The organism is Prevotella sp. P6B1, assembly GCF_000702825.1.
GTDB lineage: Bacteria > Bacteroidota > Bacteroidia > Bacteroidales > Bacteroidaceae > Prevotella.
In genome coordinates, this window is record NZ_JNKF01000012.1 from 178737 (window position 1) to 191944 (window position 13208).

General features: G+C 48.7%; 6 protein-coding genes and 1 tRNA gene. 5 read left to right on the plus strand and 2 right to left on the minus strand.

Going from position 1 to position 13208, the window contains the following annotated elements; all coding sequences use genetic code 11:
* The first annotated feature begins 15 nt into the window (after positions 1 to 15).
* From T495_RS0107680 to T495_RS0107700, 5 genes are all read left to right on the plus strand, one after another.
* The gene (locus T495_RS0107680; protein WP_033148220.1) at positions 16 to 1698 is read left to right on the plus strand and encodes a RagB/SusD family nutrient uptake outer membrane protein; all 1683 of its coding nucleotides are present in this window, start codon (positions 16 to 18) and stop codon (positions 1696 to 1698) included.
* A gap of 32 nt (positions 1699 to 1730) precedes the next feature.
* On the plus strand, positions 1731 to 2603 hold the full coding sequence (locus tag T495_RS15195) for a hypothetical protein (protein WP_155993522.1): 873 nt from the start codon (positions 1731 to 1733) through the stop codon (positions 2601 to 2603).
* 79 nt (positions 2604 to 2682) lie between these two features.
* A complete protein-coding gene (locus tag T495_RS0107690; RefSeq protein WP_033148221.1) occupies positions 2683 to 5028 on the plus strand; it encodes a C10 family peptidase in 2346 nt (781 codons plus the stop codon).
* A gap of 292 nt (positions 5029 to 5320) precedes the next feature.
* Positions 5321 to 8485: a SusC/RagA family TonB-linked outer membrane protein gene (locus T495_RS0107695; RefSeq protein ID WP_033148222.1), complete on the plus strand. Its 3165-nt coding sequence runs from the start codon at positions 5321 to 5323 to the stop codon at positions 8483 to 8485.
* Between the two features lie 20 nt (positions 8486 to 8505).
* Entirely contained in the window at positions 8506 to 10101 is a 1596-nt protein-coding gene (locus tag T495_RS0107700) for a SusD/RagB family nutrient-binding outer membrane lipoprotein (RefSeq protein WP_033148223.1), read from the plus strand.
* A 34-nt stretch (positions 10102 to 10135) separates the two neighbouring features.
* On the opposite strand, the gene T495_RS0107705 is transcribed toward T495_RS0107700, so the two are convergent.
* Both T495_RS0107705 and T495_RS0107710 read right to left on the minus strand, forming a co-directional pair.
* Entirely contained in the window at positions 10136 to 13012 is a 2877-nt protein-coding gene (locus T495_RS0107705; protein WP_033148224.1) for a sugar-binding domain-containing protein, read from the minus strand.
* A gap of 86 nt (positions 13013 to 13098) precedes the next feature.
* Positions 13099 to 13175 (minus strand) — tRNA-Met (locus T495_RS0107710).
* Positions 13176 to 13208 lie beyond the last annotated feature (33 nt).

Consider the following 13208-nt stretch of genomic DNA (forward strand, 5'->3'; position numbering starts at 1 on the left):
AAAGAGAATAAGTATATGAAAAATAAAATATTATCTATTATAGCGGTTGCTACACTGATGACAACGGCAACCAGCTGTATCAAGGAGATTGAGCCTCAGTCGAACTATGCTACAGTCGGCCAGGTTGCAAACGCTCCTGGTGCATTCCAGAATGCTGTTGATGCTATCACTGCCACGCTTACAGGACAGTTCGTATATAGCCCAAGCGATGAATATCTTTACGACCTGGGTATACCGGCCTTCTATCTGGAGCGCGATATCATGGGACAGGATATTGTATATCCTTACCAGAACTGGTACACCTATTGGTACACAGCTCAGTATCTTGGTCCGTCATACCGTTTCGCCCAGCTCCCTTGGACCTACTACTATAAGTGGATCAAGAGCTGTAACGAAGTGATCAGCATGGCTGGCGACGAGCCAACAGAAAAGCAGAAGAACGGCGCAGGTATTGCCTATGCTATGCGTGCCTACTTCTACATGGACCTGGCTCGTATGTACTGCCAGAAGCCCTATGCCGTTGACAAGAACGACGTAACAGTACCTATCGTCAGCGAGAAGACTTCTGTATCTGATCTGACAAGCAACCCACGTGCTACCAACCAGGAGATCTGGGACTTCATCATCTCTGACCTGGACAAGGCTGAAGAATACTTAGCAAACTATAAGCGAAGCGATATTCTGACCCCTGACCAAAGCGTTGTATATGGTCTGAAGGCTCGCGCTTACCTTGAAATGGAAGATTGGGCTAATGCAGAGAAGTACGCGAAGTTGGCTCAGAACGGCTATACCATCATGACTGCCGACCAGTACACTGACTGGGAGACTGGCTTCAACACTCCTAACGGTGCTTGGATGCTGGGTATGCAGTACAAGAGCGACGATCCTCAGATTCTGCGTAACGACGCTGACTCAAGCTGGGGTTCACTGATGTGTATCGAGATCAATCCTAAGGTTTCTGGTTGCGGATATGCTGCTAACTATGGTCAGCCATTCTGTATCGACCGTCACCTCTATGAGACCATCCCTGCAACAGACTGCCGCAAGAAGTGCTATATCGATTTCGATATCGACAATCTGCCTTCTGATGCTGCCAAGGTTGAGGCACTTGCTGCCTACAGCAATCACCCCGACTGGCTGCTCACAACGGGTAAGGCCGTTGGTAGCAAGGGCTACTGCGGTGTAGGTGGTCTGCCTTTGAAGTTCCGTACCGCCGGTGGTGAGGCTGGTCGCGATAACCAGTATGTAGGTTTCGTGGTAGCCGTACCTATGATGCGTGTTGAGGAGATGTACCTGATCGAGGCTGAGGCTGCTGGTATGCAGGACGAGGCTCGTGGAAAGCAGCTGCTGGAGAAGTTTGCCAAGACCCGTGATGCGAACTATGAATATGGAACTCATGGCAGCGAGGCTTACTACAACGGTAGCACAGGTCAGTTCCGTAACGAGGTATGGTGGCAGCGCCGTGTAGAGCTTTGGGGTGAAGGCTTCGCAACCTTCGACATCAAGCGTCTGCAGAAGGGTATCATCCGTAGCTATGCTGGTACAAACCACACCGACCAGTATCAGTGGAATGTACAGACCACTCCCGAATGGATGAACTGGTGTATCGTACAGACAGAGACCAACTACAACACTGCTTGTACCAACAACCCAGACCCGAAGGCACCTGAGGGCAACTCTGCTCCATACGCATGGTAATATCGTGTTCAAATAATAAAATGAAAAAAGATATGAAAAAATATATTAGTTTAACACTGTCGCTTCTCGCCATGCTGGCATTCACTGCTTGTACACTGGAGGAAGGAACGACACCAGGAGGCGACTCTGCCCCCTATGTAAACGTCAAGCAGTACGAGGTAACAGCTCCTCTGAATCCTGACAATGATGTTCAAATACGTATCTTAGCCAATAATAAGGCCAGCGACGTGTATTATCTGGCAGAGAAGTCTGCTGATAAAGATGCTCGCGGTTTGAGTGCTGATGCATATGCCGACTACGTGGTTTCTAATGGAACCAAAGCAACTCTTGAGGACGACAAGCAGTCGGGCGGTAAGGTTGTCGACGTTACTCTGACTGACTTGTACGGCGAATACACCATCACTGCTGTTGCTGTTAACGGTAATGCAAAGAACGTTTCATCAACCTCATTTACAGGTCTTGACTGGGCAACAGTATGCGAGGGAACCTATCAGTTCGGCATTGCGACAATTGGTAATTTGGCTGGTAGTATAGTTCCAACAACACTTCAGGTTTGCACCACTAATGACAAACTCTATCGCTTTAAGGATGTATTCGGCGAAGGTCATCACTTGAAGATTAATCTCTTGACCATTAAAGGTGAAAATGAGGGTGCTGCTTATACATTCTTCCGTATCCCTGCTCAAGGTACTGGTCTGACATTTAAAACTTATGGCGAAGTATCTATTCGCGATTTAGGTTACTGGCAGGGTTCCGATGCATATATTACCGATTATGGCTATGAGAGCGGAATGTTTGAAGATCACCTCTGCTTCATCTGTGCTCAGTACTATGTTTCAGCAGGAAACTTAGGTTATTCTCTGGCAAGTGGTAACGATTACGATTACTTTACTCCAGCAGAGTAATAAGGTTTAAATAAATAGAATGGGGCTTGGTAAGCAAGATTATCAAGTCCCATTTTTCATTCAAAAATCCTTTTTGTCTATGAGAAAGTCTTTACTCTTTATTCTATCCTTACTTCCATATCTGTGTCTGGCCAATCCAGTTTCCGAAAGTCAGGCCCGCCAAAAGGCTCAGGCATTTCTGAACAGCCAATCTAACAAGCATCAGGGCACCACACGTGCCATGAGCAATCATCTGCAGTTAATCGATACACATCATGACCAACTGTTCGTCTTCAATACTGAATCATCCGACGGTTTCGTTATTATATCGGCCAACGATCAAACCCCATCAGTACTGGGCTATAGCGATACTGGTTCCATATCAGCCGAAAACATGCCGCCACAATTAGTGTATTGGCTGGATGAGATCAACAGACAGGTCAAGGCCGTTGGCAACGGCTGGGCCAAGTCAGCCATGACACGAAGCACCACACACGAGGCTATCGCACCTATGGTGACCAGCAAATGGAACCAATCGGCTCCATATAATCTCCGTGTAGCAACCAGCAGTAATCAGTACGTAACAGGTTGTATGGCCACAGCCATGGCCCAGATACTATATTACCACAAGTTTCCTGAGCAGGTAACCGAGAGGGTGCCATCGCCAGGAGCGGCTCTGATTGACCTGGAGCCTACCACCTTCAACTGGGAACTGATGCGTGATGAGTACAACAAAGATGATACCGACGAGGGGGCACAGGAAGTAGCCAAACTGATGGCCTATTGCGGTTATGCCACCCAGATGGACTACGACATGGGTAGCTCCGGTGCCCATGAGATTAATGCAGCAGAAGGGCTCCGCAGATTCTTGGGAAGCGACAAAACCACAGAAGTCATCTATCGTGCCAACTACACCTCCCAGCAATGGGACGACATCATTTATCAGGAGTTAGAAGCCCAGCGTCCTGTATTGTACTGCGGCTACGCTGCCGGAGGTGGACATGCCTTTGTATGCGACGGTTACGACGGAAATGGCTACTACCATATCAACTGGGGATGGGGCGGATACAGTGATGCCTACTTCCTGCTCTCAGTGATGAATCCTGAAGACCAAGGCATAGGTGGAGCACCTGGCGAAGACGGATATTCCATCTGGCAGTCGGCTATTGTCGGTATCCAGAAAACTCAGGAACCTTACGAGATCAAGAGATTGACAACCTCAAGAGTATTCACCCAAACGCCAGATATTCAACGCGCCTCAACATCAGACAATTTCTCTCTGAAGGCATATGCCTATCTCTATAATTATATCACACCTGAAGAGGACGGCACTTTTGATCTGGCGTTCGGACTATATCAAGGCGAAACACTCCTGAAAATCTTTGAGGGCACAACAAACAAGACTATCAAGAGCAGTAAGTTCGCCCAATTATCGAACACCATGCTGTTCGGAAAGGATCTTGCAGACGGCATCTATCAGATTCGTGCACTCCAGCGCGTAAGCGGAACATCAGAATGGCTGTATGCAAGTTTGTCGAAAGCAGTTTTCCTACAACTGCAAATAGCAGGAACCAGACTGATTTCAACTGAGATAGACGCTTCGTCAGACATCACAAAAATATCGACTACGTTGGAAGTCATGTCAGCGTCAGTCAACGGGGATGCATATGCCCAGAATGCAGTTGAGATCATAGCCAGCGTGAAGAACACTGGCAATCAGAATACGGGTGTCATGGATCTGGAGATAGCCAAGATGGCTGACTTCAGTGATGCGACGCTTATTTCACGAGTTGGTGTGAACATCGACCCCGGCCAGACCGAGGATGTTACCATTCACTTTACCCCAGAGGAAACAGGAACATTCTACCTGCGTTTGGTCAATTTCAAGGACGATACCGTATTGAAAGAACTGACGGTGCAGGTAGTAAATGCACCACCTGTGATATTACAGTGTTCGGGTAGCATCGAGAATACAACCTTGAAGAGCAACTATCAGAACTACTACGATGTGGACGGGAACACACTGAAGCCGAGTCTGCTTATAAAGAACCTTGGTTCAGCAGCTTATAAGAACTATGTGTATGTCTATATTTTCAGCAAACTCCCTGAAGAGCAACAATTCCAGTCAAGCACCACCTACAAGGTAGCATATGTTGAGTTAGAACCAGGCGAATCCAAAACATACGATTTTGAGTTCAGCAATCTGGCTGCAGGCAGAGACTATGCCTTCTCAGCCCTTTACACAGACAAAGGTGAACGAAAACAATTCACTGATGTGGGCTTCGGCATTTATTTAGTATCGGACGACACAGGCGTATCGGGCATTAAAGCAGACAGTTTGAATCTGACCATCTACGATCTCCACGGTCGCAACTGGGGAACCAACCCAACAAACCTGCCTAAGGGCATATATATAATAGGTGGAAAAAAGACCGTTGTCAAGTAAGAAAAAGTTAATGCTAACAGTAATCGGATGTTCGAACAGGGCATCCGATTATTATTTCACCCCAAACTGAACAAAAGAAAGCAAAAGATGCCTTTTGCTGACGTTTTGTAATTTTAATTAAAATATCGCTTTCATATTGACATAAATCAACCTACTCCGGATAATTATACGAAAAACATAGCAAAAGTGATATTTTTTAATTAATTTGTTTCTTTTTTAAGAAAGAAATATATACTTTTGTGCCAACTTAAAAAGATTTTTATTAGGATAATTAATCAAAGAGAGTGAATTTATGAAAAAAAGTCTAACAATGTTTCTTGTCAGCCTTTTCCTGTGTGTAGGAAATGCGTTGGCACAAACGAAAGTTACAGGAACAGTTCTTTCACAAGAAGACGGACAGCCTATTATCGGTGCTGCCGTTAAGGTTGTGGGAACTCAAACCGGTGCATTGACCGATGTGAACGGTCGCTTCTCAGTATCTCTTCCAGATGGAAAGAACCAGTTGGAAATCACCTATCTGGGATATGAGGACAAAACTGTTACAGCCAAGAATGGCATGCGTATTTTCTTGAAGACCGATGCCCAGGCTATCGACGAGGTGGTAGTAACCGCCATGGGTATTTCACGCGAGAAAAAGGCGCTGGGATATGCCGTATCAGAAGTTAACGGCGACGAACTGATTAAGAGCCGTGGTGGACTAAGCAACCCCGTAAACGCCCTGCAGGGTAAGGTTGCAGGTCTGCAGATCAGCTCTGGTGCAGGTTCTATGGGTGGTTCATCAAAGGTACTCATCCGTGGTAACAACTCACTGAGTGGTTCGAACCAGCCTCTGTTCGTTGTTGATGGTGTACCCTTGGAGGGTAAGGACTTCAACTCTAACGACACACAGCGTGGTGGTGGTGGTTACGACTATGGAAACCTGATTCAGGACCTGAACCCAGATGATATCGAGAGTGTATCAGTACTGAAGGGTGCTGCTGCATCGGCTCTGTATGGTAGCCGCGCCTCAAACGGTGTAATTATGATTACCACCAAGAAGGCCAAGAAACAGCAGGGACTGGGTGTAGAGTTCAGCTCAACTGTTGGTCTGGAGCGCGTTACCAAGCTGCCTAAACTGCAGAAGCTGTATGGTGGCGGTTATGGCGAAGACGACTTTGGCGAGGTGACCATCAATGGCAAGACCTATCTGACACCTGATTATGGTATGGACGAGAGCTGGGGTCCCAAGCTGGATGGCCGTCAGGTTCTCTCATGGTACGACCTGGCTAAGTGGGAGGCTAACGGAAAGGTTGGCGATCCTACCACATCAGCCTGGAGCGCACCAAAGCATGACTATGATGACTTCTTCGAGACTGGCGTATCGTTCACCAACAACGTAGCCATCTCTCAGGTTTACGACAATAGCGCTTTCCGTATCAGCTATACCAACACCAGCCTGAACGGCTATCTGCCCAACAGCGCTATGTATAAGAACATCTTCAATGTCAACGGCAACATCATGAGCCCCGACAAGAAGCTGAACGTATTCACCAGCGTGAACTTCTTCAACAGTCGCGCCAAAGGTCGTCAGGATACTGGTTATGGCGACAACAACATCATGGTGAAGTTCGTACAGTGGGGACAGCGCCAGCTGGATATGACCGAGCTGAAGGATATGTATAAGTATCCCGATGGAACTCAGGCCACCTGGAATCGTAACGATGCTGACGATCCCACACCTGCCTATCATAACAACCAGTACTGGAGCCGCTACATGAACTACGAGAACGATTCACGTAACCGTATCTATGGTAACGTAGGTGTCAGCTACCAGATCCTGCCTCAGTTGAAGGCTCAGTATAAAGTAAACCTTGACTTCTTCGTTGACAAAGAGTACGAGCGCAACGCCGTTGGTTCACAGGAGGAGTCACGCTATATGGAGATCTCTCGTCAGCAGTACGAGATCAACCACGAATTCATGCTGATGTACAACCAGACCTTCAATGACTTTACATTGAACGCCAACCTGGGTGCCAACATCATGAAGAACCACTACGAGTACGTATATGGTGAGACACAGGGCGGACTTGCTATCCCCGAGTTCTACAACCTGGCTAACTCAATGACTCAGGCCGCTGGCTACAACTACCGTCGTGAGAAGTCTATCAACTCACTCTTCGGCGACGTTACACTGGGTTGGAAGAACATGCTGTACTTGGAAGGCACCATCCGTGGTGATAAGTCTTCTACCCTGCCTAAAGGCAACAACACTTATGTATATCCTTCAGTGACTGGCAGCTGGATCTTCTCTGAGCTGTTGAAGGACAAGCTGAACTGGCTGAGCTTCGGTAAGCTCCGTCTCGGCTTCGCCAAGGTAGGCAACGACACTGATCCTTATCAGCTGTACAACACCTTCTCACAGTACACTAACATCGACGCAACCACACCAGGTTATCGTTTGCCTAACACCATGCAGAACCCTGACCTGAAGCCAGAGTCAACCACCTCGTTCGAGGCTGGTCTGGAGATGAGCTTCTTCAACAACCGCTTAGGATTCGATGTTACCTATTATAGAACCAACACCAAGGACGAGATTCTGCCTCTGTCAGTATCTGGTACAACCGGTTACATCTATAAGTATGTAAACTCTGGTGAGATTGAGAACAAGGGTTGGGAGTTTGGCGTACACGCTACTCCTGTGAAGACCCACGACTTTGAGTGGAACACCAACCTGACACTGGCCACCAACAAGAACAAGGTAAAGTCGCTGGCTGATGGTGTTGACTATTATCGTATTGCCAGCGCTCCATTCCTGGTAGAGATTGGCGCTATGGTTGGCGAGGAGTATGGTGTTATCATGGGTACCGACTATGTATATGATGAGAACGGCAACAAGCTCGTTGGTGATGACGGTCTGTATATGGCTACCGACGGCAACCAGGTGATTGGTCATATCTTCCCAGACTTCACTGGTGGTTGGACCAACGCATTCCGTTATAAGAACCTCGACCTGAGCTTCCAGCTCGACTTCTCTAAGGGTGGTCAGTACTTCTCTACCACTTACCTGTGGGGTATGTACTGCGGTATGTTCGAGGAGACTGCTGCCAACAACGTTCGTGAGACAGGTATCATCACTCAGGGTTACACCACAGACGGCAAACCTAACACACAGGTTGTGGCTGCCCGCGACTACTACGAGAATTTCTACACTGGTCCTGCTGCACAGAGCCTGCTGAAGAGCGACTATATCAAACTGCGTGAGGTAAGCGTTGGCTATACCTTCAACCTCAAGCCCCAGTGGTTCGTTAAGAGCCTGCGCCTGTCGGCATTCGGTCGTAACCTGGCTGTATGGGGACCTGATGTAAAGCACTTCGACCCAGAGATGATCGTGACAGGTTCTGGAAACATCCAGGGTGTTGAAGGTGGTGCTACACCAATGGTTTCTACCTATGGATTCACTGTCAATATGAAATTCTAAAATAAAGGAGGAAACATAATATGAAGAAATTAATTAAATATACACTGATTGGTTCTCTCTGCTTCGCTACTGTTGCTTGTACGGATCAGGAGGCAATGAATGTCAACCCTAATGTTGCTTCGAATGTTCCTTCGAACATGATCATGAACGCAGCAGAGAAGTGGACAATGGACAACATCTACGACAACTGGTTCAGCGGTCGTCAGTGCCTGGTTTACTCACAGCAGTGGAGCCAGCGTAACTACACCGAGGAAGACCGCTACCAGATTCGTGAGTCTGTCAACAACAGCTACTTCAAGTACATGTATCTGGGCTTGAACAACTTCCAGAAGGTGATCAACATGAACACCGATGCTGCTACCAAGGATGCCAGCTCGGCCTATGGTGCTAATGCCAACCAGATAGCAGCTGCTATGATCATGAAGGTTTGGTTGGCCGACCTGATGACCGATACATGGGGAAGCATCCCCTACTCTGAGGCTCTGAAGCTGGAAAGCGATGGTCTGCTCTACGCTAAGTACGACGATCAGAAAGAGCTGTACGCTCAGCTGATGAAAGAAGTAACAGAGGCTGTAGAGATGATTGACGAGAGCGAGCCTGCTTTCACCAGCGGCGACGTGATCTACGATGGCGACGCCTCGAAGTGGAAGAAGTTCGGTAACTCACTGAAGTGCCGTCTCGCCATCCATATGTCAAAGGTTGACAGCAACTGGAAGTCCTACATCCAGCAGGCTCTGGCCAGCGGTGTATTCGAGAGCAACGACGATGCAGCCAAGTTCCAGTATTCAGCTACAGGTACTGAGTACTGTAAGTTCTACGAGGGTTTCTTTGTTGACCGTCGTAACGACTTCGCCATCAACAAGACACTGGCCGACCTGCTGAAGGGTCAGACCGACACCCTGAACGTTGAGGCTCGCCCTTCAAAGAAGCATCCTTGGGAAGGTGTTATCGACCCACGTATCCACGTCTATACTGTAGATGATGGCAAGTGGAACGGTATGGCAGTGGCTACTCAGACTGGTGTTCAGGCCCGTCTGTTTACACAGGACGGTGTGGCCAGCTGGTATGCTGCTCAGCCTCCTGTATTGGCTAAGACATACGCAGTGCCCCTGATGACCTATGCAGAGCTGAAGTTCATCATTGGTGAGTACAACGGATTCAGCGCTGACGACTATAAGGAAGGTGTTGAGGCAAGTATCGCCTACTGGTACGATGTGATGGGCGCTACTCCCGATGAGGATGAGGTGGCCACCTATGTAGCCGCAGCCTGCCAGAACATCAATGCCGAGACCTACGCTATCCAGAAGTACATCGACCTGTTCACCAATGGTACAGAGGCTTGGACAGAGATCCGTCGTACGGGTTATCCTGAGCAGATTGTACGTCCAGGTGAGTACAGTGCAGCCTTAGGCACTACTCTTTACAAGTTTGAGCCTCTGTCGGATGTAAAGGGCGATATTATCAGCCGTGTTAAGTACCCCACCGACGAGAGCACACTGAACAGCGAGAGCTGGAAGGCAGCTGTAGCCAAGTTGCAGGATGGCACCAACAACTACTATTCAAAGATGTTCTGGGATGTTCGTACATCAACCTACGATCACCCTGCCAACAAATAAAGAATAGTTGCAGATAAAACATTTAGCAGGCGCTTCATTTCGAAGTGCCTGCTATTTTTGGTTTCAACTCGTCGGGACTCTCGCGGGTAAACATATCTACCTTAGGAGCCTGACGGGTATAGAGATGGGTAATCACATCGGGCGAAAGGTTGAGCGATGGTCGGAAGTCGGCACTCTGCATATAACGCAGGACAGCCTGACGCATCTGACGGGCTACCAGGCGATGCTCAAGATCGGAAGAAAGATCCATCGTGGTCATCAGCAGTCGTCCCTTCAGCACACGGGCTTCGATCAGCATACCAAGTTTACGCGAGACATGCCACGTATCAATCGGCTGGATGGGCGACTGGTAGTCGAGCGGAAACTCACTGAGGTTCATCACCTGCGCCTTGTTCAGCAGTTCCCACCAGTTCAGGTTTCCCCAGTCGTCCGTAGGAAACCCATAGCGGAACAAAGGATGCTCCTTATCGATATAGGCACCTGTGGTGTGTGGCGGACGCATCTTAAACCACGACGTGTTCCAGAACACTGGCAGATAGTGCTGCACCACATCGCTACCAAACCTGATACGACCAGCAGCTGTGAGCAATACTGTACCACCTCGCTGCAGTTCGGCCAAAGCACGAGCGTCGAGTGTATCGGCTATCAGTACCTTGTCAGAAGCCGGCATCGCCACAGAATCAGGATAGACCCAGAACTCCCAATGGTTACGCACGGCATTGCTACCCACACTCACTGCGAGTGTCAGTTTCTGTGGCGCCGTGACAGAATCGAGCGGGAACACAATCTCACCTACCTGCGTATGCTTAGCCAGAGGGATATCGCCAGAAGCCAGTAAACCGCCAGCCAGCACCTTTCCAGAATCGGTATAGATATAATAGCTGGTACGTACGTTACGCAGATGACCATACATGGCATTATAGACCTCGACTGGCACACGAAGGGTGTCGCTGTTAGCAAAGACAAACTTACGGAAGCGGGCCAGAGGCACGATGGGACGACAGAACTCTAAGAACTCGCGGGCATTGGTATAGCCCTTCTCACCCCAATGCACATTGAGCACACCTTCAAGGGCAGTACCCTGACCGCTATAGTCGTTGAGCCCCAGGAGCTGGAAACCTGCATAATCGGTAGTACGCAGATTGCGTTCTATCTCGTATTTATAGCACAGAGTCTGTAATCGACCGCTGGCCGTCAGGAACTTCTCGCTCATAGAGGCCATACCATGATCGGCCAGCAAATCGCGGAACAGCTCAAAGTTACGCGCCTTATACACACCTACATACTGCGGTATCTCCTTGAAATCAGGGAAAGCACACCACTGTCCTTGCTCATGGGCAATGATGGGCGAGTTGTTATCAACGGTATCGCGATAGTTGCGCGGACGGAGTATCTGGTCATCATAGTCGTCATCAGAACTGGGCGCATGCTTATCCCACGCCAAGCCACGGGCTCCTCCTTTGACATGATAGTCGGAGCCAGCATCCCAAGCCCATCCGCCACCAACCGAGGCACCGCAATAGATACGATAGGGGTCGTAGGCCTTCATCTTCTTCACCCAGTCGGCACAGTACTCCACCCAATTGCCTGCTGGTTCGTTGCCAGCTGCCATCATGATAAACGAGGGATGATGACCATAGGTATCTACAATACGTTTCGACTCCTGCAACAGATAGTCGTCGATAGGCTGCCCCTGCCCTAACTTCACCCCATGGTTTGGCCACGAGGGTCCCTCAGGTTGCAGATAGACACCTAACTTATCAGCCGCACAGAAAGCGGCATCGGGCGGACAATAGGAATGGAAACGCACATGATTCAAGCCATATTCTTTGATCTTGCGGAAGATTCGTTCCCACGAAGCCTCGTCGGTAGGTGGGAAGCCTGTTTCGGGGAAACAGCAGTTCTCCACAGTTCCACGTAGGAAAATGGGATGGCGGTTCAGAAATATCTGACGCTCCACTACCCCCACCTCACGCATACCGAAGGTGGTCTCATAATAATCGTCGCCAGCACTGACAGCCAAGCGATAACAGTTGGGGTGGAACTCATCCCACAGCCAGTTACCATCAATCACCGGCACCTCAAGTTTCATGTGGTTCGACCAGATATCATAGTTGGCCACATAGATTTTTGCCGTATCACAATTCTCACGTTGTATCATCACCTGCATGCCATAAAAACCAAAATCGGGCGATTGTCCACGAAGTTCAATCTCGAGCCCCACTGAGTTAACAAAGGGATGCGGATGGATCTTTACCTTATCAATATAGAGCTTACGAGGTTGGGCACGAAGTTCCATGCGTCCGATGATACCGTTCCAGTTACCCTGCGTCTGATCGGAAACACTATGCGAGTCCTGTCCCACGCACACATGATCGATACCATTATACACCTTCACCTCGATGGTATTACGTTGCCCAGGCAATACATAGTTGGTTACATCATAGACATGAGGAGTTGACAACGACATGTCGTGGCCTACCTCAGTGCCATTCACCAACACAGTCGTCTCGATATGCGGACGTTCGAGGAAGAGCGTGACACGACGTTTCTCCCACGACTGAGGCACATACACACTACGACGATACCAGGCACTGCCTACATAATGACGATCGGGTGTCAGGAAGAAAGGGAACTTCAGGTTACCTTCCTGACGATACTTCTGTAAATAGGGATTGAAATAATAGCTCGAATCATACAACGAGCCCGTCCAACGGGTAGTTAACGACACTGGGTCGCCTTTACCATTAGTAAGCATAGAACCTGGCAGAATCACCTGATCAGTATAACGAGGTGTCTCGCCAACACAGAAATCCCAAGCGCCAGAGAGATTGACAACCTCCTGGGCCACGATGGATAGCGGAGAAAGAGATGCTATCACAAAGGCTATGGTAAACAGTATTCGTTTCATGGCTGCAAAAATAATGTTTTTTTCCTGACCAGCAAAACAAAACAAAGAAAAAAGGCAGTTAGAAATGAATCTAACTGCCTCTCTTTTGGTAGCGGGACCCAGGATTGAACTGGGGACCTCATGATTATGAATCATGCGCTCTAACCAGCTGAGCTATCCCGCCATTTGCTGTTTTGCGGGTGCAAAGGTAGTACTT

Excerpts from the sequence above, each read along its gene's own strand:
- T495_RS0107680 (WP_033148220.1), top strand. The coding sequence starts at position 16 with ATGAAAAATAAAATATTATCTATTATAGCGGTTGCTACACTGATGACA.
- T495_RS15195 (WP_155993522.1), top strand. The coding sequence starts at position 1,731 with ATGAAAAAATATATTAGTTTAACACTGTCGCTTCTCGCCATGCTGGCA.
- T495_RS0107690 (WP_033148221.1), top strand. The coding sequence starts at position 2,683 with ATGAGAAAGTCTTTACTCTTTATTCTATCCTTACTTCCATATCTGTGT.
- T495_RS0107695 (WP_033148222.1), top strand. The coding sequence starts at position 5,321 with ATGAAAAAAAGTCTAACAATGTTTCTTGTCAGCCTTTTCCTGTGTGTA.
- T495_RS0107700 (WP_033148223.1), top strand. The coding sequence starts at position 8,506 with ATGAAGAAATTAATTAAATATACACTGATTGGTTCTCTCTGCTTCGCT.
- T495_RS0107705 (WP_033148224.1), bottom strand. The coding sequence starts at position 13,012 with ATGAAACGAATACTGTTTACCATAGCCTTTGTGATAGCATCTCTTTCT.